This window comes from Pseudarthrobacter sulfonivorans (assembly GCF_001484605.1).
Taxonomy (GTDB): Bacteria; Actinomycetota; Actinomycetes; order Actinomycetales; family Micrococcaceae; genus Arthrobacter; species Arthrobacter sulfonivorans_A.
In genome coordinates, this window is sequence record NZ_CP013747.1 from 3173661 (window position 1) to 3198607 (window position 24947).

Consider the following 24947-nt stretch of genomic DNA (forward strand, 5'->3'; position numbering starts at 1 on the left):
AAAGTGTCGGCTGTGGCGCTTTTGCCATTGTTTCAGAATTTTCAAGGTTCTGTGACGTACTTGGCAGCGGAAACGCCGCTGACAGTGTGTAATGCGGGCACGATCCGGTGTCCGGCCCCACCCGGGGTGTGAGTTTGACGACGGAACGTGGGCCGAACCTGGGCCGAAGGGGCGGGGGACTGGCGCCCACAGAACAATGTCAGCTTGCGCCACTAGAATTGGGTCTCAACCGTATTCGAGGAGCGCTCAGTGTTTGGCTTGACTGTTCTGGACCTGGCGCTGATCCTGGCCCTGCTGTCTTACCTGATCTATGGCCTGCGCAACGGCTTCCTGGTAACCCTCGGGGGTATCGCCGGCTTTGCCGCGGGCGCCATGGCTGCCTTCTTTGCCGTTCCACTGGTCAGCAACTTCGTGGAAGACTCCGGCTGGAGGCTGACCGCCATCGTGGCCGCCGCCGTCGTTCTGATGGCTCTGGGCCATGGCCTCGGGACCATGATCGGGCGCAAAATCCGTGGCGCCGTGCGGATCAAGCCGCTGCGTGCGGTGGACCGGCTGGTGGGCGGGGCCGTCAACGTGGTGGTCTCGGCCCTCGTGATGTCCATGCTCGCCTTCAGCGTCAGCGCCCTGGGCGTTCCGTTTGTGTCCCAGCAACTGGCCGAGTCCAAAGTCATCCGGTACATCGACGGGCTGACGCCTGTCCCCTTGAAGACCACCATGGCGCAGCTGCGGTCCACGGTGATCGGCAACGGAATTCCCACGCTGCTTGAAGGCCTGGACCAGGGGCAGCCAGTGGCGGTGCCCAACGCCAGTACCGATACGCCAGCGCTGAACCGGGCCGCGCAGTCAGTCCTGAAAATTGCCGGAACCGCCTACCAATGCGGCCAGAACCAGACCGGCACCGGCTTTGTGGTTTCCCCGGGCCGGGTTGTGACCAATGCCCATGTTGTGGCGGGCGTGTCGCAGCCGGTGGTTGAAATTCCCGACGGCGGCGCGATGCCCGGGCGGGTGGTGTACTTCGACCCCAGGCACGACCTCGCCGTCCTGGCCGTTGACGGTCTGCCGTCCGAACCGCTGACGCTGACGTCCGATCTCCCGAACGGCAGCCCGGCAGCTTTCGCGGGGTACCCTCACGGCGGTCCGTTCCAGTCCAACCCCGCCACGGTCCAGGACATCACCTCGGTTCTGGTGCCCGACATCTACGGCGAAAACCCGGCCCCGGAAGAGATCTACCGCCTGGCCGGCAACGTTCAGCCCGGGAACTCGGGCGGCCCGCTGCTGACCATGGAGGGCCTGGTGGCCGGCGTCATTTTCGCCAAGGCAACCTCGGACACCGAAATGGGTTTCGCGATCACCATGAATGACCTGTTCCCGGTCGCATCCCAGGCCGCAAGCCTCAGCGCTCCAGTCTCTTCCGGGCAGTGCATCCAGAAGTAGCCCGGGCGGCCTGAGTCACACGAGTCTGAGCCGCACAGCGCCGGGCTACAGCGCTTCGGCCAGGTAATCGATGGCCAGCTTGTAGCCGAAGACGCCGGCGCCCACGATCACCGCGGCGCACACGGGGGACAGGAACGAGTGGTGCCGGAATTCCTCACGCTGGTGCACGTTGGTGATGTGGACCTCGACGGCGGGAAGCTGCACTGCTGCCAGGGCGTCGCGCAGGGCCACGGAGGTGTGGGTGAAGGCGCCGGCGTTCAGCACAATCCCGACGGCGGTGCCACGGGCTGCGTGGATGACGTCCAGGAGCACACCCTCATGGTTGGACTGGACGCATTCCACGTTGAAGCCGTGGGCCTGCGCCGTGGTGGCTGCCAGCTGCTCCACGTCCGCGAGGGTGGAGGTGCCGTACTTCTCCGGCTCACGGGTGCCCAACAGATTGAGGTTGGGGCCGTTGATCACGAGGATGGTGCCGCGCCCGGCAGCAGTGGTGGCTTCAGTCATGGTTGCAAATCTAGCGCCTGGGCAGGCATGCCGCGCATTCTTACGATCAATGGGCTCTGGCAAGGCGTTCTCCGATGACGCGGGCCAGATGGTCCATAAGCTCACTATGAAACTGCTGGTCGCAGGCTTCATGGTGTGTTTTCTCACGGTGCCTGTGGTGCCAATAGCCGCCACTTGTGCGTGCCTCCGGGTCATCGCCGACTGGCTGCCCCGTCCCCGGGCCAGTTCCGATGCCGCGGCGGAAGCAACATAGCCAAGGTTGGTTGCGGCAGCCATGACTTTCTGCCGGGTGGCCTCGGAGACACGCGGGAGTCCACGCAGAGCGCGCGAGACGGTGGCCGTCGACACGCCGGCGGCGGCGGCCACGTCCCGGATGCCTGCGGCATGGAGTGACTGGCCAGTCTGCGCCTGAGCAGGTCCGGACGTTTGATAATCCGGGCTGGTCATGAATGCCCCCGTCCCAGCTGTCCTAGATCTTGTAACCATTCGGGTTGTTCTTCTGCCAGCGCCAGTGGTCCTCGCACATCTGGTCAACGGTTTTAGTGGTGGACCAGCTGAGGTCGGCCAGTGCTGACGTGGCGTCGGCCCAGAAGGCGGGCAGGTCGCCGGCGCGGCGTCCGGTGATCTCGTAGGGGATGGGCCTGCCTACTGCCTTTTCGAAGGAGTGCAGCACCTCCAGCACGGAGGAGCCCTTCCCGGAGCCAAGGTTCCAGCGGTAGACGCCGGACCGGTCGGCGATGTGGTTGAGCGCGGCTAGGTGGCCTTCAGCGAGGTCCACGACGTGGATGTAGTCGCGCAGGCAGGTTCCGTCCGGGGTATCGTAGTCGCCGCCGTAGACCATCAGTTTTTCGCGTCGCCCCACGGCAACCTGGGCGATGAACGGCACCAGGTTGTTGGGGATGCCTTGGGGGTCCTCGCCGAAGCTTCCTGAAGGGTGGGCGCCTACCGGGTTGAAATAGCGCAGCAGGGCGATATGCCAGCGGGTATCCGCTGCTCCCAGGTCCGAGAGGATGTCCTCGATCTGCTCCTTGGTCCGGCCGTAAGGGTTGTTGGCCCCGATCTCCATCTTCTCCACGTACGGGATGGGGTTGTGTTCGCCGTATACGGTGGCTGAGGAGCTGAAGACGATGGACCGGACGCCGTGCCGTTCCATGACCCGGAGAAGATTCAGGGTGCCCACCAGGTTGTTGTGGTAGTACTTCAACGGCTCCTGCACCGATTCACCCACGGCCTTGAGCCCGGCAAAGTGGATCACGGAGTCGATCCCGTTTCCGGCAAAGACGTTTTCCACCGCGGCCTCGTCCACCAGGTCAACGTAGTGGAACTCCGCGATTCTGCCGCTCAGCTCGGCAACCCGCCACAGGGATTCCTCGCCGGAGTTCACCAAATTGTCGATCACCACCACGTCATGGCCGGCTTCCTGCAGGGACAAAACAGTGTGGGAACCGATGTACCCGGTGCCACCTGTGACCAGAATTCTCATTTGCATCCTCTATCGGACCTGAGGCTGCCCGCCGTTCCCCGGCTCCGAGGGCGGGGGAACGGCGGGGCAGGCCTTCAAGTTGTTACAGGGCGGTGAACCTCAGCACCAGGGCGTGTTCCGGGTTGAGGTTGGGCATCGGCAGGCCCACTTCGGCCAGGAAGCGGCCGCCCGCGACGGCACCGTTAGAAAGCCAAGCCGGGGGTCTGACCTGCGTGAACGTGTGTCCGTGGTCCGCATCACCGGGAGCCGGGAAGATGGCCTCCACCCGGTAGGTAAGGTCAGGCTCCAGCCCGGGGATGGTGATCCGGCCGGTCTGCTCGGCGAAGGAGGTGCCGGTACTGACCAGGGCAAACAGCGCCGCCGTCGTGCCTTTAAGAGATTCTGCGTCGGCTACCACGCCGTGGAGCATGAGGGAAGTGTCCGCGACGTCCGCGCGGACCATGCGTCCGGAGTGGATCAGGCCGCGGTGTTCCTTGTAGAGGGCGATGAAGCGTTTGAGTTCCTCGCGCTCGGCGCCCTGGACCCCGCGGACATCCCACTCCATGCCGAAGTGGCCGAACAGCGCGGTGATGGCGCGGAAGGACAGATCGTGCGTGCGGGCCGTGGTGTGCGAGGTGGTGGGGCCGACGTGCCCGCCCACGAGCTCCGGCGGGACCACCAGCCCGGTCCAGCGCTGGATGGTCTGCCGTTCCAGGGCGTCGTTGCAGTCCGAGGCCCAGATCCGGTCCGTGCGCTCCAGGATGCCCAGGTCCACGCGGGCGCCGCCGGAGGAGCAGCTTTCAATCTCGACGCCGGGGTGGGCCTTCTTGAGTTCGTCAAAAAGACGGTAGGCGGCCAGGGTCTGTTCGTGGACCGAGGAGCGGCCGGCATGGCCGTGCTCCAACTGGTCCCGGTTCTGGTCCCACTTGAGGTAGCTGATGTTGTTTTCGCGCAAGAGGGCGTCGACGCGGTCGAAGATGTACTGCCACGCGTCAGGGTTCACGAGATCGATGACGTGCTGGTTCCGCCATTCAAGCGGAAGGCGGCCACCGTCCTTGTAGCTCTGGACCGAAGGACCCACAATCCACTCCGGGTGCGAGCGGACGATATCGGAGTCCAGGTTGACCATCTCCGGCTCCACCCACAGGCCGAACTCCATCCCACGCGAGGTCACGGCATCGATCAGCGGCGTGAGGCCATCGGGCCAGAGCGACTCGTCCACGTACCAGTCGCCGAGGCCGGCGTGGTCATCGCGGCGCCCGCGGAACCAGCCGTCGTCGAGCACAAAACGCTCCACGCCCAGTTCGGCGGCGGAGTCAGCCAGCTCGATCAGGGTTGACAGGTTGTGGTCGAAATAGACTGCTTCCCAGGTGTTGAGCACCACGGGACGGGGCTTGCCGGCGCCCCCCGCGGGGAGCACGTGGTGCGGGCGGGACCGGAACCAGCTGTAGAACGCCTCACTGATGCCGTCCAGGCCGCGGTCCGAGTAGGCCGCGAACAAGGCGGGCGTGGTGTAGCTGGCACCGGGCTCAAGAATGACCTCGGCCGGGCCCAGGAGTTCGGAGCCACCGATCATGGTGCGGCCGTCGCCGATGCTGTCCGCAAACTGTTCGTGGTTGCCGCTCCAGGCCAGGTGCGTGGCCCAGACCTTACCGTGGCGGTTGCCGAAGCCGGCGGTGCCTGCGGCGAAGAGCAGCGAGGAGTCGTGTCCGGTGCGGCCATGCCGTCCGGTGCGGACCCAGGTGCCCTGCTGGATGGGGCGGCGCTGCGGGTGGCGTTCCCGGCACCAGCGCCCGGTCAGGTCAAGGAGCTCGACGGCGTCCGGCGCCACCGGGAGAACGGTCGCCAGTTCATCGAGCTGGTAAGGGGTGCTGCCGTCATTGGTGACGGTGTGCCGCAGCTCCAGCAGGCCGCCGTCGTGCAGTGCCAGAGAGGACGAGACGGTGAGGCCCGCGTCGGAATCGGCCTGGACGATGACCGCGGAGTTGCCCTCGGCGTTCACTGTCACGACGCGGAGGCGGGCCGAGAAGTCAAGGCCGGAGACGCCGTCGGCGAGGCGGTGGCCGCGGAGGGCGGGACGGCCACGCCAGCTGGACGATGCCTGCGGCAGGAGGCCGGCGGGCACAGTGGCGTCGATGGCGGAGTGGGGGACCGGTTCACCGAGAATGGCGAGGTCCGGCAAGGTGCTGCCAAGATCCGCGCCCCAGTGGATGACCTCGGCCTCCCCGCTGTCAAAGCTCATCACCAGGCTGGTGCCGGCGGAACGGAGGTGGAGGGTATCCATAGATAATGCTATCCTTCTGCGAGTTTTTTAGGAGTATGAAAAGAGGCTGCGCGCCGCGGGAACACAACGCCCGCGGCGCGCAGCCGGTAGAGCTTGCGGCCTACTTGAAGAGGGCGTTGACCTGTTCGTTGGCCTGGGTCAGGGAGCTGGCGGGGACCTTGCCGGACACTACTGCGTCCATGGCGGGCTCCATGATGCCCTTGACCTTGGCGGTGTTGTCCGTGATCGGGTACAGGAACGTGCTCTTGTTCTTGACGTGCTCGGTGAACGCGGAGACGTCCACGTTCTTGGCGGCGAAGGCCGCGGCAGCCTTGTCGGAGGAAGCCTTGAGCGCGGGGAAGACGACGGCCTTGGACGCTACGACGTCCTGGCAGTCAGCGGAGGCGAGGTACTCAACCCACTTGATCGAGGCGTCCTTCTTCTTGGTTCCGGCCCAGATCGAGTCGGCCAGGCCGTTGAACATGGAGGCACGCTTGCCTTCGGGGCCCACCGGGGTGGGGGCGATGCCCACATCGATGCCCTGGTAGCCGGTGTACTGGCCGGTCATCCACGAACCGTGGGCATTGATGGCGGACTTACCGGCCGCGAACGTGTCGGCCATGCTGGCGCCGACGGTGGTCTCCAGCTTGGGCATGTAGCCCTTTTCCACGAGTCCGGCGAACCAGTCCATGCTTTCCTGGAACTTGGGGTCGTCGTAGTTGTAGTGCGTGCCCCACGGGTTCTTGTCCGTGTGGGACCAGCCGGTGGTGTTGGTGAGGTAGCTCCACTCCGTCTGCCCGGAGGAGTCGCCGCCGCCGTTGAGGCCTAGGCCATAGACGGCGACGTTGTTCTTGTCGAAGCCGGCCTCGTCGCCGCGCTTGCCGTTCTTGTCAACGCTCAGGTGGGCGATGACCTGTTCGTACGTGCCGCCGTCCTGGGGGTTCCAGGTGAGGTTCTTCATCTGCTCTTCGGTGACGCCGCCGCTGGCGAGCATGGCCTCGTTGTAGAACAGGCCGATGGTGTCCCAGTCTTTCGGCAGGCCGTAGCGCTTGCCGTCCTGGCCAACCCAGAGGTCCGCGAGGCCCTCGTTGTACTGGGTCAGGTCAATGTTGTCCTTCTTGACGGCGTCGTCGATGGCCAGCAACTGCTTGTTCTCTGCGAGCTCGCCGTAGCGTCCGAGGTGGTTGGTGAAAACGTCCGGGGCAGTGCCGCCGACAAAGCCGTTGGTCAGCGTGCTCCAGTAGTCGTCCCACCCGCGCTGGGTGATCTTGACCGAGATGTCCGGGTTGGCCTTCGCGAAGTCGTCGGCACACTGCTGGTAGGCGGGCAACTGGTTGGCGTCCCACAGCCAGTAGTTGATCTCGCCCTTGGCTGACTCTGCCGAGGAGGACGAGCCTCCGCCACAGGCGGACAGGGACAGTGCCATAACTGCGGCGACGGCGACGGCGCCGAGGGATTTCTTCATGGTTCTACTTTCCGTTTGGGAGTTGGGGAGTGGGGTTTTTGGGGGTGGTTACTTGATGCCGGAGAAGCCGATGGAGTTGACGATCTTCTTGCCGAAGGCCGCGAAGAGGATCAGGACGGGCAGGGCCGAAACCAGGGTCGCGGCCATCAGGCCGGACCAGTCCGGGGAACCCTGGGGTGCCTGGGATTTGAAGACCCCGAGGCCTACCTGGAGGACGCGCACATCGTCCTGGGACCCGACGAGCAGCGGCCAGAAGTATTCATTCCACTGGCCGATGAAGGTGAGCAGGGCAAGGGTGGCGATGGGGGCTGCGGCGTTGGGAAGCACAATCTGGAAGAAGATGCGGAGGTGCTTGGCGCCGTCGAGCATGGCGGCTTCTTCGACCTCGCGGGACATGTTCAGGAAGAACTGGCGGAGGAAGAAGATGGCGAACGGCGTCATAAAGACGTATGGCAGGACCATGCCGAGCATTGTGTTGAGCAGGTCCAGGTTCTTGATCAGCAGGAAGTTGGGCAGTGCCGTGAAGATCGGCGGGACCAGCATGGTGCCCAGGAACAGGCTGAACACCGCGTTCCGGCCCCTCCAGCGCAGCCGTGCAAAGGCGTAGGCGGCCATGGCGCTGAAGAACACGGCCCCGGCGGTGGTGATGGACGAGAAGATGATGGAGTTCTTCAGGTACAGCCAGAAATCGATGGTGGCACCGGAACCGCCCTCGGCGATGGCGTCCGCGGGGCTCTGCAGCCCGAACACCCGCATAAAGGCACCGAACGTGAAATCGGCGGGAAGCAGGCTGGCTGAGTTGGCGGCCAGTGCCGAATTGGTGGACAGCGCCGTCCGCAGCACCCAAAGGAACGGGAGGACGGAGACGGCGATGGCGAGGACCAGGAGGGCCCAGGCACCTGCGCGGCGGGTGTTGAACGGACGACGACGGCGGGCCGGGGCCTGCTGCGGTGCGCGGCTGGTGGTGGATGTCATGGGGGACTCCTTAGTCCAGGTCCGACTCGTTGCCCTTGAGGAACTTCATCTGGATGAAGGCCACCAGGGCGAGGATGAGGAAGAGAATGACGGCGATGGCGGATCCGTAACCGAAGTCCGACTCGGTGAAGGCCCGCTGGTAGATGTAGTACTGGATCACGCGGGTGGCGTTCACCGGTCCGCCCTGGGTGGTGACGGCCACGGTGTCGAAGACCTGGAAGGATCCGATCACGGTCACCACGAGGACCAGCACCAGGACCGGGCGGAGCAGCGGAATGGTGATCTTGCGGAAGGTCTGGAACGCTGAGGCGCCGTCGAGTTTTGCGACCTCATAGATGTTGCCGGGGATAGCCTGCAGGCCCGCGAAGATGAGCAGGGCGGTGTAGCCCATGTGCCGCCAGGTGTTGATGACTGCCTGGGTGGGGATGGCCCACTCTTCGCTGCCGAAGAACGCGACGCGGGGGAGGCCGGCCCATTCGATGAACTGGTTGACCACGCCGATCTGATAATCGAGCATCCAGAACCAGAGCAGCGCCGCGATGACGTTGGACATCAGGTAGGGCAGGAGTAGGGCGCCGCGGATGAGCGTGGACTTGGCGACCTGGTGCATCAGGAGGGCCAGTCCCAGTGCCAGGGCTGTCTGGAGGACGATGTTGATGAGGACGTACTGGCCGGTGACGGCCAGGGAATTCCAGAACAGCGGGTCCTTGGCGATCGCTGTGTAGTTGTCCATCCCCACCCAAGTGGGGTCTCCGAGGATGTTGTACTCCGTGAAGCTCAAGTACACGCCGCGGATGGTTGGGACAACGTAGAAGAAGATGAACCCGATCATGGCCGGGGCGATGAAGAACAGGGCGATCTTGAGGTCGCCGAGCCGGCGGTAACCGCCGCGCGGCTTGGGGGCTCCCGGCTGGGGCGGGGCGGATCTCGCTGGTTTGGCAAGGGTGGTCATCGTCGACCCTTTCCTGACTGTGATGTGGATAACAACTGGTGAGAAATCTACACGAGTAGATTAGGAGTGGCAAGTGTTTAATTTTCTTTTATTTTTAGAGGGATTTATCCAGTCGCTAGGGCATTGACTCGAGTAGATCTGGGTGAAACACTGGGAACCTGATGGACAGCGCTTGCCCGGCGCTTCACGGCACCCACGGAAAGAGAGACAATGACGTTTTCAATCGGCGTAGTAGGGGTTGGCCAGTTCGGCGGCCAGTTCGCGCACCTCTTCAATCTCCACCCCGGCGTCAGTGCCGTCTATGTAGTGGATGAGCTTCCGGAGCGTGCCGCCGAGGCCGTGGACCGGTATCACCTGGCGGGTTCGGAGGCGAGCTTCGAAGACCTCCTCGCCTCCGACGTCGACGCCGTGGCCATCTTCACGCAACGCTGGACACACGGTCCGCTGGTAGAGCAGGCGCTCCGCGCCGGCAAGCACGTCTACTCAGCCGTCCCCATGGCCATCTCCGAGGAGGAAATCGCCCGGATCATCAGCGCTGTCCGCGAATCCGGCCTGGTCTACATGATGGGCGAGACCAGCTACTACAACCCTGCCACCGTCTATGCACGCAAACAGCACGCGGCCGGCAGCTTCGGGCGGATCTTCTACAGCGAAGGGGACTACGTCCACGACATGGACCTGGGCTTCTACGATGCCTATGAGTACAGCGGCGGTGACCGCTGGAAGGAAACCGCCAGCTACCCGCCGATGCTGTACCCGACGCACGCGGTCGGGGGAGTGCTGGGCGCTGTCCCCGTCCATGCCGTCAGCGTCAGCTGCGTCGGAGTCAAGGATGACCGCAACGACGGCGTCTTTGACAAGGAGGTCAGCATGTTCGCCAACGACTTCTCCAACGCTACGGCCCTTTTTGAACTCAACGATGGCGGCGTTATGCGGACCAACGAGATGCGCCGCGTGGGCTACCCCTCACACATCAGGGAGTCCCGGTTCCGGTTCTTCGGGACGGAAGCGAGCTTTGAACAGCTCGCAAGAGTCTCGGTCTGGCAGGACAAGGAAAACGTCCACGACATTTCCGAGCAGCTGGAAACACGGCCCACGATGTCCCTGGATGACCCGTCGCTGGCCAATGTTGCGCCGGAACTGAGGGATGCGTTCGTCTCCGGGCTCTCGCCGGTACATGACGCTGATCGGCTTCCGGAGGAGTTCCGCGGCGCACCGAACGGCCACGAGGGAAGCCACCATTTCCTGGTGGATGACTTCGTGACAGCGGTCAACACCGGCACCCTGCCGCCGGTCAACGCCTGGGTTGCCGCCCGGTTCACGCTGCCCGGCATCGTGGCGCACCAGTCCGCCCTCCGCGGCGGAGAGCGGCTTCCCATCCGTGACTTCGGCGACGCACCGGGGATCTGATAGCTAGCATGTACACCATGACGACTCCCGCATTGCAGGCCCCACGCGGCCCGGTGACCCGCAAGGATGTTGCCCGGTACGCGGGCGTCAGCACCGCCGTCGTCAGCTATGTAGTTAACGGCGGGCCCAAGAAAGTGGCTCCGGCCACGGAAGCGAAGGTCCAGGACGCAATCCGCCGGCTGGGGTACCGTCCGAACGCTGCCGCGCGGGCCCTGAAACTGGGATCCAGCGAAACAATAGGGCTGGTCATTCCGGACAACAGCAACCCTTTCTTCTCGCTGCTGGCACACGCTGTGGAAGATGCTGCCGCCGAACTGGGTTACGCCCTGCTGCTTACCAACTCGGATGGAAACCTCGCGAAGGAACTCCGGCACGTCCGCAACCTTGCGGCACGCCAGGTGGACGGCGTCATACTGTCCAGTGTCTTGATGGAACCGGGCCTGACGGACCTTGAATCGGCGGAGATACCTGTGGTTCTCCTGAACCACAGTGCCGATGCGCCCGGATTCAACAGCGTGGGCGTGGACCTGGTGGCGGGCGCAAAGTCAGCCGTTGAACACTTGATCGGCCACGGACACACCAACATCGCCCTTGCCATGGGTACGAACACCGGCAACTATTATGACGGCCGTGAAGAGGGCTGGCTGCAGGCTCTGGCCGGGGCGGGCCTGCCTGAAGGCCCCATTGTCCGTACCCCCTTCACCCGGGAAGGCGGCTACGCCGCAGGGAAACGCCTTCTGGCCGCCGCGAGCCGTCCGACGGCCATTTTTGCCACCTCTGACCTGCAGGCTGTGGGAATCCTCCGGGCGCTCCACGAGGCCGGACTGTCGATCCCCAATGACATCGCCCTCGCGTCCTTCGATGGCTCAGCTGAAGCGGAGTACAGCTGGCCTCCCCTCACAACAGTGAAACAGCCGGCAAAGGCAATGGCGGAGGCCGCTGTCAGCGCCCTCATAGGCGCCCATCGCGGCCGCGAATCGGAACACCTCATCTTTCCTGCCGATTTACAGATCCGGCAGTCCTGCGGCTGCCCCTAGGCTGCAGCGAGCCGAAGCCTGCCAACCTTCTCCTGCAGGACACGCCGCGCCTCCGGACCCAGCCCGGCATCACTGATGACCTCGTCCACCTCGTCCAGTGACGCAATGGAACTGATGCCCAGCACCCCCCATTTGGTGTGGTCCGCCAGCACAACAGTTTTCCGCGCTGCGGCCACAAAAGCCCGGTTCGTTTCGGCCTCAAGCAGGTTGGGCGTGGTGAAACCGGCGACGGCTTCCATGCCGTGAACGCCAAGGAACAGCACGTCCAGGTGCAACTGCTTCAGTGCGCTTGTGGCGATGGGGCCAACCAGTGCGTCCGACGGCGTGCGCTGGCCGCCGATCAGGATCACCGTGGAGCTGTAGCGGGCAGGGCCCGTTGCCGCAGCATGGTGGAACAGGTCAGCGATGCGCACCGAGTTGGTGACCACTGTAATTTGTGGGCCATTAACCAGTTCCTTGGCGAGCGCCCACGTTGTGGTCCCGGCACTCAAACCCACCGCCATCCCCTCGTGGACCAGCGCGGCCGCTTCAACAGCAATGGCACGCTTCTCCGCTGTCAGCTGCGTGGACTTCAGTTCAAAGCCGGGTTCGTGTGTGCTCGCATCGCCGGGGAGCTTGGCGCCACCGTGGATACGCTCCAGCTTGCCCCCCTCCTCCAGCAGCTCGATATCCCGGCGGACAGTCATCAGCGAAACACCCAGTTGTTGGGCGAGGTCCGAGACGCGGACAACCCGTTCGCGCTGGACGGCGTCCACGATTGCCTGGTGGCGTGCTGCGGGGAGCATGGAGTTCCTTTCGTGCAGGGGGGACGGGGGAGCGATATCGCCCGTCCCGTTCCATGATGGTCTACCCCTTGCTGGAACCAAGAGTCAGCCCCGCAACAAACTGCCGCTGCAGGAGCACGTAGATCACCAGCGTGGGAATGACAGTGATGACTGCACCGGCGGCCAGGAGGTTGTAGTTGTTCAGGAATTCGCCCTGCAGGTTGTTGATGGCCGTGGTGATCGGAAGCCGGTTGCCGCTCTGGATAAAGATGAGGGGCCAGAAGTAGTCGTTGTAGATGAAGATGACCTGGAGCGTGCCGAGGGCGGCGAACGCCGGACGGCAGAGTGGCATGATGATTTCCCGGTACTGCCGCCAGATGCCGGCCCCGTCCACCAGGGCGGCCTCGGTCAGGTCCGCGGAGAGCGCTTTCATGTAGTTGGACAGCACGAACGTGCAGAAACCCATCTGGAAAGCGATATTGACCGCGATCACGATGATGTAGGTGTTCAGCATGTTGCCGGAATCGCTGAAAGAGTACGGCACTTCGAAGTGCTTTGCCATCTCGAACAGCGGGGCGGCAAGGACCTGTGGGGGAAGAAGGTTGCCGGCGGTAAACATGATGAGCAGCGTGATGTTGAACTTCCAGCTGACCCGGCTGACGGCGAAGGCCATGAGGGAGGCGAGGAACAGGGTCAGGAGCACGGCCGGGACGGTGATGATGACTGAGTTCCAGAAGTACGTGGAAAACCCGCCCTGGGTCCAGGCCTGGACGAAGTTGTCGAAGTTGAATGCGCCGGCGAGGCTGAAATAGCCGTGCTCGTTCGTTGACGCCACCGGCCTGAGGGCGGTGAAGAGGGACCAGCCCAGCGGGATCAGCCACATGACGGCCATGACCGTGAGGAAGATGTGTGTTCCGTAGTGGCGTTTGGGCCTGTTGCCGGAGCGTGGCGCCGCTGCGGTGGGCGTACGGCCGGCGCGGGCTGTGGTGGTGCTCATGCTCTGTTCTCCTTGCCAAAGGTCCGGCTGAGGTAGAAGACGATGGGGACGAGGGAAATGACCAGCAGCACCACTGCCAGGGCAGAGCCGACGCCGATCACCTGGCCTTCGCCCACGAGGTTCTGGATCACCAGGGCGCTGAGCATTTCCAGGCCGTTGGTTCCGCGGTTAATGACGTAGACCACGTCAAAGGCGCGCAACGATTCGATGATGGTGATCACCACGATGACGATATTGATGGGGCGCATGGCCGGGAACACCACACGGAAGAAGGTCTGCACGGCATTGGCTCCGTCGATGGCGGCTGCTTCCTTCAGGGTCGGGTCCACGCCTTTCAGTCCGGCCAGGTACAGGAGCATGACATAGCCGGCATGCCGCCACGTGGCTGCGATCATGGCGGCCCAGATGTTCACGGAGGAGTCCCCGAACCAGTCAACGGCCTGTGGTGTCCCTGCGGTGCCAAGGAGGAAGTTCAGGAGTCCGTTGTCGCGCTGGTAGAAGAGCTGCCAGATGATGCCGATCAGGGCCAGTGACAACATCACGGGTGCGAAGAAGATGCTCTGGTAGATCTTGCTGCCCCTGATGTTCTGGTCCAGCAGTACGGCGAGCAGCAGCCCCAGCGGTGTGGCAATCAGGGCCAGGAACAGGAGCCACAGCAGGTTGTGCTGCACCGCCGGCCAAAAGGGCGGGTAGTCCTGCGTGATGTACTGGTAGTTCGCCGTGCCGGCGGGGCGTATGTCGGCCAGGTCCAGGCCGTTCCACCGGGTGAAGCTGAGCCCCACGGACATCAGCGTCGGCAGCCACACCAGGGCCAGTTCGATCAGGGTGGGGATCCCCACCATCAGCGACAGGACCACCTTGTCCCGCCCGGTCAGGCGGCGGACCCGCCCGCCTCTGGCCCGCGGGATACGGCCCCCGCCGGGTTCCCGCGCTTCCGGCGGTATCAGTTCTTGTGCAGTGCTGCTCATGGAAGTCTTCCCTCTATTGGTGGGGACGCTGGAAGGGAATGACGACGGCGGGATTCTGCGCCGCCGTCGTCGTTCCGTTCCTGGCTGGTCGCCTCTGAAAACGGCGCTGACAGGGCTGGAGGTGCTGCCCTGGAACTACTGCGCGGCGTAGAGCGACTTGGCCTGGGCCTCAAGGTTTTTGACGTCCATTTTGCCGTCCTTGATGAAGCTCTGCAGGGCCGGGATCATGACGTTGTTGGCCATGGCCGGCAGGGCGTCGCGGTCAAAGAACTGGCTGATGTACTTCGCGTCCGCGATGGTGTCCGCACACTTCTTGTTAAGCGGGCTGAACTTGGAGGTGTCCGTGCCTTTGGCGGCGGCGATGTTGGACGCATCCACGGCGGCGTAGGCGTCCTGGGCCTCGGCGGTGCCGAGGAAGGCCATGAAGTCGCGCGCCGCCTTGTTCTCCCCGCCCTTCTTGGACAGCAGGAGGCCGTCGATGGGGGCTTCGACGGCGTCACGGCCTTCCATGGCGATCTCCGGGAAGGCGAAGAAATCGATGTCCGCCAGTACCGCCGGGTCGGTGAACTGCTGGGTGACGAAGGAACCCAACAGGTACATGCCGGTCTTCTTGGCTTCCAGCGCCTTGGCGGCGTCCTGCCAGGTCTGGCCGAGGGCTCCCGGATCCTGGAAAGGCAGGAGCGCTGCCCACGTGTCAAAGACCGCGCTGACCTTTTGCTGGTCCCAGGATTCCTTGTGTGCGCACAGATCCACGTGGAACTGGTAGCCGTTGAGCCGCATGTTCATGTAGTCGAAGGTGCCCATGGCCGGCCAGCCGTCCTTGTCGGCGAAGCCGATAGGAATGATGCCATCTGCCTGCATCTTCGTGGCGAGAGCCTTGAGGGCGTCAAAGGTCTCGGGCACCTCGTACCCCTTCTCGGCCCAGAGGCTCTTCCGGTAGAAGAACCCCCACGGGTAGTTGTAGTTAGGTACGAAGTACATCTTGCCGTCCGGTCCGGTGGAGGCTTTCTTCAGCGCATCGGAGTAGTTGCCGCCGATGGTTTCCCAGACGTCATCGATGGGCGCAAGGAGCCCCTTGCCTGCGTAGTACTGCATGCGGTAGCCAGCGAACCAGGTGAACGTATCGTCCGGAGAGCCCTGCAGGTAGGAGTTGATCTTGTTCTGGAAATCATTGTGGGGCACCACGTTCGTGGTGACTTTCTTGCCGGTCTTGGCCGTGAAGGCGTCGGTGACAGCCTGGTACGCCCGCTTGGGGACGTCATCGGAGGACCCGGAACCGAAGGTAAGGCCGGGGGAATCGGAACCCGAGGCGGAGGGCGCAGTTCCGCCCGTACATGCTGCGAGGAACGGAATGCCGGCCAGGCCTGCCGCGCCGACGCCGACGGTCTTGAGGATGCTCCGCCTGCTGGGAAAAGCAGTTGCCGACGCATCAAACTGTGAAGCCATGTTCTCTCCCTTGAAAAATAGCTGCATGTGAGACACCTCACATTGCGTCTGACTATAACCTCTCAAAATAGAACATGGAAGAACGGCAAATAACATTTTGAGCGTCGATTTTTTTGAATCGTCCCAAACAGGGAGTGGCCCCGGTTTTCCCATGGGGACGGGAAAACCGGGGCCACTCGATAGCGTCGGACGGGGTCGTAAGGCAGCTGTTACTTTCTGAGCGACTGCGCGATCTGCTGCATCACTGTGTTGTCGGCCAGGGTGGTGGAGTCGCCTACTTCGCGGCCTTCGGCGACGTCCTTCAGGAGGCGACGCATGATCTTGCCGGAGCGGGTCTTGGGCAGTTCCGGGACCACCAGGATGGTTTTCGGCTTGGCGATGGGCCCGATTTCCTTGCCCACGTGGTTGCGGAGTTCGGCGATGGTGGCGTCGCCCGCGTCCACGGCGTCGCCGCGGAGGATCACGAACGCGACGACGGCCTGGCCGGTGGTCTCGTCCGCGGCGCCCACCACGGCGGCTTCAGCCACGGAGGGGTGGCTGACCAGGGCGGATTCGATTTCGGTGGTGGAGAGCCGGTGCCCGGAGATGTTCATAACGTCATCCACGCGGCCCAGGAGCCAGATGTCGCCGTCCTCATCTTTCTTGGCGCCGTCGCCGGCGAAGTACATGCCTTCGAAGCGGGACCAGTAGGTCTCCTTGAACCGCTCGGGGTCGCCCCAGATGCCGCGGAGCATGGCAGGCCAGGGCTCCCGGATGACGAGGAACCCGCCGTGGCCGTTGGGCACGGATTCGCCCTGCTCATCAACTACGTCCACCGCGATGCCGGGGAGCGGGGTCTGGGCTGAGCCGGGCTTCGTGGCCGTGACGCCGGGCAGCGGGGCGATCATCTGGGCGCCGGTTTCGGTCTGCCACCACGTGTCCACGATCGGTGCCTTGTTGCCGCCGATGACGTCCCGGTACCACATCCAGGCTTCCGGGTTGATGGATTCGCCCACGGAGCCGAGGACCCGGAGGGAGGTCAGGTCGTACTTGTCCGGGATGTCCCGGCCCCACTTCATGAACGTACGGATGGCCGTGGGGGCGGTGTAGAGGATGGAGACCTTGTACTTCTCGATGATCTCCCACCAGCGGCCCTGGTGCGGGGAATCAGGGGTGCCTTCGTACATGACCTGGGTGGCGCCGTTGATGAGGGGCGCGTAGGCGACGTACGTGTGGCCGGTGACCCAGCCGACGTCGGCCGTGCACCAGAAGACATCCGTTTCGGGGTGCAGGTCGAACACGGCCTTGTGGGTGTAGGCGCCCTGGGTGAGGTAGCCGCCGGTGGTGTGCAGGATGCCCTTGGGCTTGCCCGTGGTGCCCGAGGTGTACAAGATGAACAGCGGGTGCTCGGAGTCGTGTCCCACGGCGGTGTGCTTGGTGGAGGCCAGCTCCACGGTGTCCGCCCACCAGTGGTCCCGGCCTTCGTGCCAGTCCACGTTCTGGCCGTTGCGCTTGACCACCACAACGTTCTGGACCGTGTGCCCGTGTGCGGCGAGGGCGTCGTCCACGGCGGTCTTGAGCGCGCTGGGCTTGCCGCGGCGGTAGGTGCCGTCCGCGGTGACCACGAGCTTGGCTTCGGCGTCCTCGATCCGGGAGCGCAGGGCATCGGCGGAGAAGCCGCCGAACACCACGGAGTGCACGGCACCGATGCGGGCGCAGGCCAACAGCGTGATGACGGCTTCGGGGATCATGGGCAGGTAGACGGCCACCCGGTCACCTTTGCCAACGCCGAGGGACTCGAAGGCATTGGCGGCCTTCTTGACCTCTTCAGTGAGCTGGGCGTAGGTGTACGTGCGGGTGTCGCCGGGTTCGCCCTCGAAGTAGATGGCCACACGGTCCCCGAGGCCGTTCTCCACGTGCCGGTCCAGCGCGTTGTACGCGGCGTTGACCTCTCCGCCCACAAACCACTTGGCGAACGGCGGGTTGGACCAGTCCAGTGCCTGGCCAAAGTCCTTGGACCAGGTGAGCAGTTCGCGGGCCTGCCTGGCCCAGAACGCCGGGCGGCCGGCGTCGGCCTCTGCATAATCAGCGGCGGTGACAACGGCGTCGGCAGCGAATTCGGGGCTGGGGGCGAAAGTGCGGTTTTCGTGCAGCAGGTTTTCAAAGGCGTCGCCCTGCTGATCGCCCTGCGGGTTGTTTTGCACGGAAGCTGCGGGGGCGGTGGTCGTGGAGCCGGGAGTGTCCTGAGACATGGTGAACCTCATCATTCATCGGTCTTTTCAGCGGCTGCCGTCGCCCGGCCGCCTCCGCCGATTTGCGCGACATTGGGCAGCGGCCGATCACGGACATTCCGCAAAGAGCTGTTCCGGAATCAACCCTAATACGTGCCGGGGCCGCGACGTGTTCGCTGTCACAAAGGCGCCCGCGAACGGCATTTATTTAGCGGTGAATGGTTAAAGGACCCTGCCCGCTGGCGTTCCGCCGCTGCGGATCGGCTAGTGATCGGCCATGCGGTTGACTAGGCTGAGATTGAATTGTGACTTTCTACGGAGCTGTCGGATCCGGTGTATCACTGCCGGGCCTGGCCGTTGCCGCCGTTTCGGACGGCACAGTTTTGGGACGGAACCGTCCCGGTGCCGCCACGCTAAGGAGTACAGAATGAACCAGCAAAGCTTCGGCCAGAAGTTTGGCCGCGCACCCGAGGCAGGGCCTGGCAGCACCCCGGGAGGCGGCTCAGCGAAGGGCGTGCAGAAGCCGGCCGGCGCCAAGCCGGGCACCACCAACCAGGCCGTGCTGGGTCCGTTCACCCTGCGGGACCTGACAGTTTTCGCCGCCACCCTCATCCTGCTGGTCGCCTCGCTGCTGCCCATCTTCTTCGGCCGGTTTAACCTCTGGAACGCGGGCAGCCTGTTCTTCCTGGGCCTCGGCATTGTGTTGCCCATGATTGTCACGGCACTCTTTGCTGCCCGCCGGCTCGCTCCCGCCACGAAGGTCCGCATCGGCTCGCTGTCCATCGACCAGTTCGCGTCCGTGGTGGCTTCCTTTGCACTGGCGTTCTTCTTCGTTTCCACGGCCGCGGGCTATGTGCCCAGCCTGTTGGTGGGCCTGATAGGTTCCGTCGTGCTGTTCGCGGGGACCGTGCTGAGCCGGTTCATCCCGTACTTCGCCGGCGACTTCCTGGGGCGCGACGAAACCCCGGCCCACGTGATGGCGCGCGACTCGGCTGTCCCGCTGCCCAAGCCGCACACGCCCAAGGAACCCAAGCCTGCGGCCGCGCCCGTTCCGGAGGCTGCCGCGCCTACCGCCACACCTGCAGCGGCAACTTCTGCGCGTGCCGCCGCGCCCGCCGCTTCGGCCGGGGCCCTTTCCGCCGCCGCGCCCACCTCCTCTCCGGCTGCGTCAGGAGCCGTCTCTTCCGCCCCGGAGGTCAACGAGTGGACCGCTGCCGGCGACCCGAGCCCCGCAACCCAGGCGGCCGACGTCGTGCCTTCCCCTTCAGCGACGGGCGCCTCGGCGCCCGCCGTTGCGGAAACCACAACGGGTGACACCCCGACGTCGGCCCCGGCTGCCCCTGCGCCGACCGCTACGGCGTCCGCCGCCGCTGCCCCTGAAGCAGCAACCCACGACGCCGGCACAGGTGTCCCTGCCTCGGCTCGCCAGTCTGCCGCGGAACCTGCAGCGACGGCCGTGCATCAGCAGGTGCGCCGCGTGGAGCCCATCGGCGCCACCGTGGATCCGGCATCCAGGCCGGAAGAATCGTACGAAGAGCCGGCGCATGAGGCGTTCTGGTTTGCCGTGGCCCAGCACCGGACCGCGGTGGACCCCCAGACCGGCGCCCCCGCCTTTGTGATTGAACCGGGCGGCTGGGTGCTGGCCCTGGAAGACCGGGGCCACGAATTCCTGGTCCAGCACACCGACGGACGAGTGGGCGTGCTGCGCGACCTCAGCAACATCGAGCGCGGCTAGCCGGCCCCGTGGCCACGTCCCGTAGACCCGGATCCGGCCCGGCCACGACAGCTCCGGAGTCTTTGCTGGCGTTGAAGCGCCGGGCGCGGCGGATCAACAAGGCCCTGGCGGAGAAGTATCCCTATGCCCACGCGGAGCTGGATTTCCGGAACCCGTTCGAGCTGGTCGTGGCCACCGTCCTGTCGGCCCAGACCACCGATGTGCTGGTCAACCAGGTCACCAAGATCCTGTTCGCACGGTACCCGGACGCCCGGGCCATGTCAGAGGCCGATCCCGCCGAGCTGGAAGCGATCCTGCAGCCCACCGGCTTTTTCCGGGCCAAAACGAAGAGCGTGCTGGCCCTGAGCACCCGCCTGGTGGACGAGTACGACGGCGTGGTCCCCGGCCGTCTGGAAGACCTGGTGACGCTGCCGGGAGTGGGGCGTAAGACTGCCAACGTGGTGCTCGGCAATGCCTTCGGCGTCCCCGGGATCACTGTGGATACCCACTTCGGCCGGCTCGCACGGCGCTTCGGCTGGACCACGTCCGAGGACCCGGTGCAGGTCGAATTCGACGTCGCTGAACTGTTTGAGCCCAAGGACTGGACCATGCTCTCGCACCGTGTGGTGTTCCACGGGCGGCGGGTGTGCCACTCACGGAAGCCAGCCTGCGGCGCGTGTCCGGTGGCGAACTGGTGCCCCAGCTATGGGTTGGGCGAGACCGATCCCGTCAAAGCCGCCAAGCTCCTTAAATACGAGTTGGCGCCCGGGAGCGAGAGCCTCCTGGAACGGTTGCTGGCCGAGACGCACCGCGCCGCTGAAATACGGATGGAATCGCAGAGGCGGCTCCCGTGAGCGCACGCCAGGACCTGATCGACCTGGTGCGCAGATCGGACAGTGGCGACGTCACCGCGCCGAACACTGCCTGGGCGGCCCTGACTGTGGACGAAACCATAGCCCGCAAGGCGGCAGTCCTGATGCTTTTCGGTGTGCTGGACGACGTTCCCGCAGCCTCCGGCAAACCCCTTGCCGCGGCGGATCTTGATGTCCTGCTGCTGGAACGCGCGCACACCCTGGATTCCCACCCCGGCCAGGTCGCCTTTCCCGGCGGTTCCATCGACGCGGACGAAACCCCGGTTGCGGCCGCCCTGCGGGAAGCCGAAGAAGAGACCGGGCTGGACTCCGCCGGTGTGGAGGTCCTGGGTGTGCTGCAGGAGCTTGGGCTGGCTCGCAGCAACTTCCTGGTGACGCCGGTACTCGGCTGGTGGGCGTCGCCGTCGCCCGTGCATGTGGTGGACTTTGCCGAATCCGCCCAGGTTTTCCGGATCCCTGTCCGCGACCTGCTGGACCCGGCCAACCGGGTGACCGCCACGGTCAGCCGCGATGGCAGAACCTTCAGCAGCCCGGCCTTCGCGGTCAGCGGCGTGCTGGTCTGGGGCTTCACCGGGATCATTCTGGATGGACTCTTTGACCAGTTGGGCTGGGCCGTGCCGTGGGACCGGACCCGGCTCCACGAGGTGGTCTTCTAGGTTCGGGGTAGCTCGCAGGGTCGGTGTGGCCCGGCGGGACTGAGCCCGCCGGGCTTGCACCACGTGTGCGCCGGCTGAGCTCGCGCACACCGCCTCAGCTGGCGATCGGCTGCTGCCGAAGATCAACAACAATGCCGGTGGCCGCGTTTTCACGCAGCGCATTGATGCCGTCCTTCAACGCGCCGAGATGCTTGAAGTCGGGCGAAACCGCCACTATGTTCCCGTTTGAGTCAGTGAGCCTCAGCCGATAGCACTCGTCACTTACACGATGTATTTCAAACCTGCCAGCCATATGCCGGACCTCCCCTGATATGCGTCTTTGCATGAATAGCTGGACCGTCTGCTTCAGTCCTGCACCGATGTAACCATGGTCACAGCGGTTCGACCAGCTACTCACCGGTAGGTTTCTTCCGGCTAACCGGATTTGCTATTTTGCGTTGTCGTAGGAGTCCACTACGGCCACGCTGACGGGGAATTCCACCGGGATGGGGCCGAACAGCAGTTCCTTCGCGGCTGCGGCAGCTTCCTCGATGGCCCGGATGCAGGCCTGGACGCCGGCCTCGGGGGCATGGACCATCACCTCGTCATGCAGGAAGAACACCAGCTCCGCCTGAACGGAGCCATCGGCACGCAAGGCCCGCAGCCGCCGTCGTAATTCCGCCAGCCAGCACGCCGCCCAGTCAGCGGCGGATCCCTGCACCACAAAGTTGCGGGTGAAGCGGCCGCGGGAACGGGCAATGGATTCCGCGCGGCGCTGCTCCTCGGCAGTGGCCGACTGCTGGCTCCGGTACCACCCTTCCGACGGGGGCGGGCTGCTCCGGCCAAGCCGGGTGGTCACGGTGCCGCCGGCCTCGCCGTCGCGCGCCGCCTGCTCCACGAAGCCGACGGCGCGGGGGTAGGTCCGTGCCAGCTGCGGCATCAGGCGCCCCGATTCGCCCGTGGTGGCACCATAAATGGCGCCGAGGAGGGCGACCTTCGCCTTAGCGCGATCGCCGCCGAAACCCTGGGCGGCGATGCCGGCGTACAGGTCCTTGTCGCGCGCTGCTTCCGCCATTTTGGAGTCCTGCGCCAGCGCCACCAGCACACGGGGTTCCAGCTGGGAGGCGTCCGCGACGATGAGCTTGTGGCCGGGATCCGCATGGACGGCGCCGCGGATCTGCCGCGGGATCTGCAGGGCCCCGCCGCCCCGCGAGGCCCAGCGGCCGGACACCACACCGCCCACAACATACTCGGGCTGGAAGCGGCCCCTGGCTACCCATGCGTCCAGCCAGGCCCATCCGTTGGCGGTGTGCAGGCGGGACAGTTTCTTGTAGGCGAGGAGCGGCTCGATGGCGGGGTGGCTGGACTCCATCAGCTCCCACTGCCGCGTGCTTTTCACCTCGATGCCGTTGCGGTGCAGGGCGCGCATCAGTTCCTGCGGCGAGTCCGGGTTCAGCCCGGGCGAGTTGAGCAGCCCCCGCAGTTCGGTGTTCAGGGCCTCCAGCTTCGCGGGGCGGTGACCGGACGGCGGGCGCGGCCCGAGGTTGTGGGCCAGGATTTGCTCGTGCAGGTCCTCGCGCCAGGGGACGCCGGTGTGCTGCATCTCCGCGGCGATCATGGCGCCGGCGGATTCGGCGGCCAGCAGCAGCTGGAGCCGTTTCCGCTTGTTTTCTTCCGGTGCAGCATCGGCCAGGGCAGCCTGCTGGGCGGCGTATTCTGCGCGGAGCTCCGCCAGGCCTTGCCGTGGGGCGCGGTGGCGGACATCGTCAAAGAGGGCGCCCTGATCCGCTGGCGGGGGCGGCGGCTGGAGGGCGCGGGGCGTCTCCTGGGGATCGTCCAACGATTCCTTGTCGGCGTTCCGCGCGTACTCCGTGTGGGCGGTGAACTGCGAATACGCCAGGATATTGCCGCACAAACCGAGGTCATAGCAGCGCTCCAGTTCCACGCCGGCCGCCAGCAGGGCGGGGTACCAGTCCTGGGTCCGGTTCCAGATCCAGCGGGGCGGCGCCTCGCGGGGCCGGTTCTCCAGCTGGCGTACGACGCCGGCCAGCTCGCTTTCGCTGATGAGGCGCGGTTCGGGGCGGTCGGGGTGGGGATCGCCCGCCTGGGTGACCTGCTGGAGGGCTGCGCCGTGGGCGTGGGCGGCGAGCAGCAGATACATAGGTCCAATTCTGCCCTGTGGCGGGGACATTCAAGCCCCAATCCCATGCCGTCAACATGTGTTGACGTACCTCCATTCGTCAACTAAAGTTGACGAATGGAGGTAGGGCGGATGAAAACGCTGGTCGCATCAATGGACGGGAAAGGCCCCGCTGAAGCGCTGTACGCGGTGGCGGAACTGCAGAAGGAGGTCGGCCGCGCCGAAGCGGCCCTGGTCCGCAAGGCGAGGCAGGCCGGTCTGTCCTGGGAGGCCATTGCCCTGTGCCTTGGGGTCAGCAAGCAGGCCGTCCACCGCAAATACGGGAAGCAGTAACCGGTCCGACCGTTCGGCCCGTCTTTCTGTCCGGCCTTTCGGCCGCGTGGGGGAGTTGTCCACATACGGTGGCATGGCCCTGTTTCTCCCCCTTGAGTTCGGTGGAGAGTTGCTGCATGAGCAGGCACCAGCTATCGCCACCCCCTTCCGAGCGGCCTTCCGCCCAGCTGTCCCGTGCCCGGCCCTCCCCTCCCCAAGGATCTGAATCCGGTGGTTCCCAGGCCCGTGGTTCCACGTCCCGCGCGCCTGCCTCGGCACACGCCGCGGGAGCCTGGCTGCCGGACCCCGCCGGTGCCGAGGTTCTCCTGGTCACCGGCTACGACTTTCTGCAGGGCGAAGTGGAGCGGATTGTGGCTGCCGCCGGCGGCCAGCTGCGAGTGGTGGCGGATGTGGCCGATGCCGCGAAGTACTGGGACGCCGCGGCCGCTGTGTTGGTTGGGAGCGATGTCCGCGAGCTGCCGCCGCGGCGGCGGGCCCCTGCCGTGTTGGTGGGCCTGAACGGGGAGGGGGACAGTCTCTGGCACCTGGCCACAGCACTCGGCGCGGAGCGGGTGGCGGTGCTTCCGGATGCCGCGGCCTGGCTGGCAGAGTACCTGAGCCGGGCGCGGTCGCCTGAAGCGGGAGGGCTGGTCCTCGGCATAACAGGCGGTTGTGGCGGTGCCGGCGCCACCACTGCTGCAATCTGGATCGCCCAGGCGGCCGCCGGTCTGGGTGTGCGCGTACTGCTGGTTGATGGGGACCCGTGGGGTGGTGGCCTGGAACTGGCGCTGGCAGCTGAGGAGACGCCGGGGCTGCGCTGGCCTGACCTGTCCGACGCGAGCGGAAGCATCGATCCCGAGCAGCTGGCCGACTCACTGCCGGTCGCCGGCGGGTTCTCCTTCCTGTCCTGGCCCGGCAGCCGCGACCGCCAGGCACCGGTGGATGCCGCCACCGCGGGTGGCGTGCTGGATGCGGCCCGGCGGGGCTATGAACTGGTGGTGGTGGACATCGGCCGGGGCGCCGAACCCGTGCGCATGTTTGCCTGGGACTGCGACCGCATCCTCGTGGTTGTGCCGGCGCAGCTGAAGGCCGCGGTAGCCACGGCCCGGCTGCTGCACGAGCTTCCGCCGGTTGAGGCAGCCCTCCTGGTCCGGGGCAAGGCCGGCGCCGCGCTGGACGCCGGACTCATTGCGGACGCCGTCGGCCTGCCCGTCCAGGGCCGCGTACCGGAGCTGCGCGGCGTTACGGCGGCCGGGGAAAACGGGCGGCTACTTGACGTGGGCAAACGGCGGAGCGTCAGGCATTTCGCCGCCTCAGTGCTCGATCTGCTGGACGGCGACATCCCCGTCGGAGACCTGCCGTGAGCGCGCGGCAGCCAGTCCCGCCG

The 24947-nt window shown here is 65.3% G+C and carries 22 protein-coding genes and 1 pseudogene; 9 read left to right on the forward strand and 14 right to left on the reverse strand.

Annotated features, from left to right (window positions below; all coding sequences use genetic code 11):
• Positions 1–249 precede the first annotated feature (249 nt).
• Entirely contained in the window at positions 250–1434 is a 1185-nt protein-coding gene (locus tag AU252_RS14375) for a MarP family serine protease (RefSeq protein WP_058931307.1), read from the forward strand.
• Positions 1435–1479: 45 nt separating this feature from the next.
• On the opposite strand, the gene aroQ is transcribed toward AU252_RS14375, so the two are convergent.
• The 7 genes and pseudogenes from aroQ to AU252_RS14405 all read right to left on the reverse strand — a co-directional run bounded on the left by aroQ (position 1480) and on the right by AU252_RS14405 (position 9055).
• Entirely contained in the window at positions 1480–1938 is a 459-nt protein-coding gene (gene aroQ, locus AU252_RS23880) for a type II 3-dehydroquinate dehydratase (protein ID WP_058932962.1), read from the reverse strand.
• Between the two features lie 258 nt (positions 1939–2196).
• Positions 2197–2424 (reverse strand): annotated as a pseudogene (locus AU252_RS25025) (LacI family DNA-binding transcriptional regulator); the annotation flags it as partial.
• Positions 2408–3421: a UDP-glucose 4-epimerase GalE gene (galE, locus tag AU252_RS14385; protein ID WP_058931308.1), complete on the reverse strand. Its 1014-nt coding sequence runs from the start codon at positions 3419–3421 to the stop codon at positions 2408–2410. The pseudogene AU252_RS25025 and the gene galE, both read right to left, overlap by 17 nt.
• Positions 3422–3503: 82 nt before the next feature.
• Positions 3504–5684, reverse strand: a complete 2181-nt coding sequence (locus AU252_RS14390; RefSeq protein WP_058931309.1) for an alpha-galactosidase — start codon at positions 5682–5684, stop codon at positions 3504–3506.
• A gap of 100 nt (positions 5685–5784) precedes the next feature.
• Complete coding sequence (locus AU252_RS14395) at positions 5785–7128, reverse strand: ABC transporter substrate-binding protein (protein ID WP_058931310.1); 1344 nt, start codon at positions 7126–7128, stop codon at positions 5785–5787.
• A gap of 48 nt (positions 7129–7176) precedes the next feature.
• Positions 7177–8103: a carbohydrate ABC transporter permease gene (locus AU252_RS14400; RefSeq protein ID WP_058931311.1), complete on the reverse strand. Its 927-nt coding sequence runs from the start codon at positions 8101–8103 to the stop codon at positions 7177–7179.
• A 10-nt stretch (positions 8104–8113) separates the two neighbouring features.
• Positions 8114–9055 carry a carbohydrate ABC transporter permease gene (locus tag AU252_RS14405; RefSeq protein WP_058931312.1) on the reverse strand — a complete coding sequence of 314 codons (942 nt, stop codon included), beginning with the start codon at positions 9053–9055 and terminating at the stop codon, positions 8114–8116.
• A 210-nt stretch (positions 9056–9265) separates the two neighbouring features.
• Between AU252_RS14405 and AU252_RS14410 the strand changes: the two genes are divergently transcribed.
• Complete coding sequence (locus AU252_RS14410) at positions 9266–10465, forward strand: Gfo/Idh/MocA family protein (protein WP_058931313.1); 1200 nt, start codon at positions 9266–9268, stop codon at positions 10463–10465.
• A gap of 17 nt (positions 10466–10482) precedes the next feature.
• On the forward strand, positions 10483–11502 hold the full coding sequence (locus AU252_RS14415; RefSeq protein ID WP_058932963.1) for a LacI family DNA-binding transcriptional regulator: 1020 nt from the start codon (positions 10483–10485) through the stop codon (positions 11500–11502).
• On the opposite strand, the gene AU252_RS14420 is transcribed toward AU252_RS14415, so the two are convergent.
• The 3 genes from AU252_RS14420 to AU252_RS14430 form a co-directional block, all read right to left on the reverse strand.
• A complete protein-coding gene (locus AU252_RS14420; protein ID WP_058931314.1) occupies positions 11499–12287 on the reverse strand; it encodes a DeoR/GlpR family DNA-binding transcription regulator in 789 nt (262 codons plus the stop codon). The genes AU252_RS14415 and AU252_RS14420 overlap by 4 nt on opposite strands.
• Before the next feature lie 61 nt (positions 12288–12348).
• The gene (locus tag AU252_RS14425) at positions 12349–13263 is read right to left on the reverse strand and encodes a carbohydrate ABC transporter permease (RefSeq protein WP_058931315.1); all 915 of its coding nucleotides are present in this window, start codon (positions 13261–13263) and stop codon (positions 12349–12351) included.
• Complete coding sequence (locus AU252_RS14430; protein WP_058931316.1) at positions 13260–14231, reverse strand: carbohydrate ABC transporter permease; 972 nt, start codon at positions 14229–14231, stop codon at positions 13260–13262. The genes AU252_RS14425 and AU252_RS14430 overlap by 4 nt, the downstream gene beginning before the upstream one ends.
• Here AU252_RS14430 and AU252_RS23890 point away from each other — a divergent pair.
• On the forward strand, positions 14230–14382 hold the full coding sequence (locus AU252_RS23890; protein ID WP_157768988.1) for a hypothetical protein: 153 nt from the start codon (positions 14230–14232) through the stop codon (positions 14380–14382). The genes AU252_RS14430 and AU252_RS23890 overlap by 2 nt on opposite strands.
• On the opposite strand, the gene AU252_RS14435 is transcribed toward AU252_RS23890, so the two are convergent.
• Both AU252_RS14435 and acs read right to left on the reverse strand, forming a co-directional pair.
• Positions 14367–15677 (reverse strand): ABC transporter substrate-binding protein, encoded by a 1311-nt coding sequence (locus AU252_RS14435; RefSeq protein ID WP_058932964.1) that lies wholly within the window; start codon positions 15675–15677, stop codon positions 14367–14369. The two genes, AU252_RS23890 and AU252_RS14435, sit on opposite strands and share 16 nt — an antisense overlap.
• Positions 15678–15886: 209 nt before the next feature.
• A complete protein-coding gene (gene acs / locus AU252_RS14440; protein ID WP_058932965.1) occupies positions 15887–17908 on the reverse strand; it encodes an acetate--CoA ligase in 2022 nt (673 codons plus the stop codon).
• 406 nt (positions 17909–18314) lie between these two features.
• Here acs and AU252_RS14445 point away from each other — a divergent pair, with 406 nt between their 5' ends.
• From AU252_RS14445 to AU252_RS14455, 3 genes are read left to right on the forward strand one after another with little or no spacing between them, the layout of a single operon-like run.
• Entirely contained in the window at positions 18315–19622 is a 1308-nt protein-coding gene (locus AU252_RS14445; RefSeq protein ID WP_058931317.1) for a hypothetical protein, read from the forward strand.
• Between the two features lie 8 nt (positions 19623–19630).
• Positions 19631–20455: an endonuclease III gene (gene nth, locus AU252_RS14450; protein ID WP_058931318.1), complete on the forward strand. Its 825-nt coding sequence runs from the start codon at positions 19631–19633 to the stop codon at positions 20453–20455.
• A complete protein-coding gene (locus AU252_RS14455; RefSeq protein WP_058931319.1) occupies positions 20452–21129 on the forward strand; it encodes an NUDIX hydrolase in 678 nt (225 codons plus the stop codon). The genes nth and AU252_RS14455 overlap by 4 nt, the downstream gene beginning before the upstream one ends.
• Before the next feature lie 94 nt (positions 21130–21223).
• Here the strand turns inward: AU252_RS14455 and AU252_RS14460 are convergent, their stop codons facing one another.
• Both AU252_RS14460 and AU252_RS14465 read right to left on the reverse strand, forming a co-directional pair.
• The gene (locus AU252_RS14460; protein ID WP_058932966.1) at positions 21224–21454 is read right to left on the reverse strand and encodes a YegP family protein; all 231 of its coding nucleotides are present in this window, start codon (positions 21452–21454) and stop codon (positions 21224–21226) included.
• A 102-nt stretch (positions 21455–21556) separates the two neighbouring features.
• Complete coding sequence (locus AU252_RS14465; RefSeq protein ID WP_058931320.1) at positions 21557–23269, reverse strand: bifunctional 3'-5' exonuclease/DNA polymerase; 1713 nt, start codon at positions 23267–23269, stop codon at positions 21557–21559.
• A 96-nt stretch (positions 23270–23365) separates the two neighbouring features.
• Here AU252_RS14465 and AU252_RS14470 point away from each other — a divergent pair, with 96 nt between their 5' ends.
• Positions 23366–23581: a hypothetical protein gene (locus AU252_RS14470; protein WP_056346200.1), complete on the forward strand. Its 216-nt coding sequence runs from the start codon at positions 23366–23368 to the stop codon at positions 23579–23581.
• A 116-nt stretch (positions 23582–23697) separates the two neighbouring features.
• Positions 23698–24924 (forward strand): septum site-determining protein Ssd, encoded by a 1227-nt coding sequence (gene ssd / locus AU252_RS14475; RefSeq protein WP_240484190.1) that lies wholly within the window; start codon positions 23698–23700, stop codon positions 24922–24924.
• Positions 24925–24947: the final 23 nt, after the last annotated feature.

What these genes read in the sequence shown, in the direction of transcription:
- aroQ (WP_058932962.1), bottom strand. Translation starts at nt 1,938, where the DNA reads ATGACTGAAGCCACCACTGCTGCCGGGCGCGGCACCATCCTCGTGATC.
- galE (WP_058931308.1), bottom strand. Translation starts at nt 3,421, where the DNA reads ATGAGAATTCTGGTCACAGGTGGCACCGGGTACATCGGTTCCCACACT.
- AU252_RS14390 (WP_058931309.1), bottom strand. Translation starts at nt 5,684, where the DNA reads ATGGATACCCTCCACCTCCGTTCCGCCGGCACCAGCCTGGTGATGAGC.
- AU252_RS14395 (WP_058931310.1), bottom strand. Translation starts at nt 7,128, where the DNA reads ATGAAGAAATCCCTCGGCGCCGTCGCCGTCGCCGCAGTTATGGCACTG.
- AU252_RS14400 (WP_058931311.1), bottom strand. Translation starts at nt 8,103, where the DNA reads ATGACATCCACCACCAGCCGCGCACCGCAGCAGGCCCCGGCCCGCCGT.
- AU252_RS14405 (WP_058931312.1), bottom strand. Translation starts at nt 9,055, where the DNA reads ATGACCACCCTTGCCAAACCAGCGAGATCCGCCCCGCCCCAGCCGGGA.
- AU252_RS14410 (WP_058931313.1), top strand. Translation starts at nt 9,266, where the DNA reads ATGACGTTTTCAATCGGCGTAGTAGGGGTTGGCCAGTTCGGCGGCCAG.
- AU252_RS14415 (WP_058932963.1), top strand. Translation starts at nt 10,483, where the DNA reads ATGACGACTCCCGCATTGCAGGCCCCACGCGGCCCGGTGACCCGCAAG.
- AU252_RS14420 (WP_058931314.1), bottom strand. Translation starts at nt 12,287, where the DNA reads ATGCTCCCCGCAGCACGCCACCAGGCAATCGTGGACGCCGTCCAGCGC.
- AU252_RS14425 (WP_058931315.1), bottom strand. Translation starts at nt 13,263, where the DNA reads ATGAGCACCACCACAGCCCGCGCCGGCCGTACGCCCACCGCAGCGGCG.
- AU252_RS23890 (WP_157768988.1), top strand. Translation starts at nt 14,230, where the DNA reads ATGGAAGTCTTCCCTCTATTGGTGGGGACGCTGGAAGGGAATGACGAC.
- AU252_RS14430 (WP_058931316.1), bottom strand. Translation starts at nt 14,231, where the DNA reads ATGAGCAGCACTGCACAAGAACTGATACCGCCGGAAGCGCGGGAACCC.
- AU252_RS14435 (WP_058932964.1), bottom strand. Translation starts at nt 15,677, where the DNA reads ATGGCTTCACAGTTTGATGCGTCGGCAACTGCTTTTCCCAGCAGGCGG.
- acs (WP_058932965.1), bottom strand. Translation starts at nt 17,908, where the DNA reads ATGTCTCAGGACACTCCCGGCTCCACGACCACCGCCCCCGCAGCTTCC.
- AU252_RS14445 (WP_058931317.1), top strand. Translation starts at nt 18,315, where the DNA reads ATGAACCAGCAAAGCTTCGGCCAGAAGTTTGGCCGCGCACCCGAGGCA.
- AU252_RS14460 (WP_058932966.1), bottom strand. Translation starts at nt 21,454, where the DNA reads ATGCAAAGACGCATATCAGGGGAGGTCCGGCATATGGCTGGCAGGTTT.
- AU252_RS14465 (WP_058931320.1), bottom strand. Translation starts at nt 23,269, where the DNA reads ATGTATCTGCTGCTCGCCGCCCACGCCCACGGCGCAGCCCTCCAGCAG.
- AU252_RS14470 (WP_056346200.1), top strand. Translation starts at nt 23,366, where the DNA reads ATGGAGGTAGGGCGGATGAAAACGCTGGTCGCATCAATGGACGGGAAA.
- ssd (WP_240484190.1), top strand. Translation starts at nt 23,698, where the DNA reads ATGAGCAGGCACCAGCTATCGCCACCCCCTTCCGAGCGGCCTTCCGCC.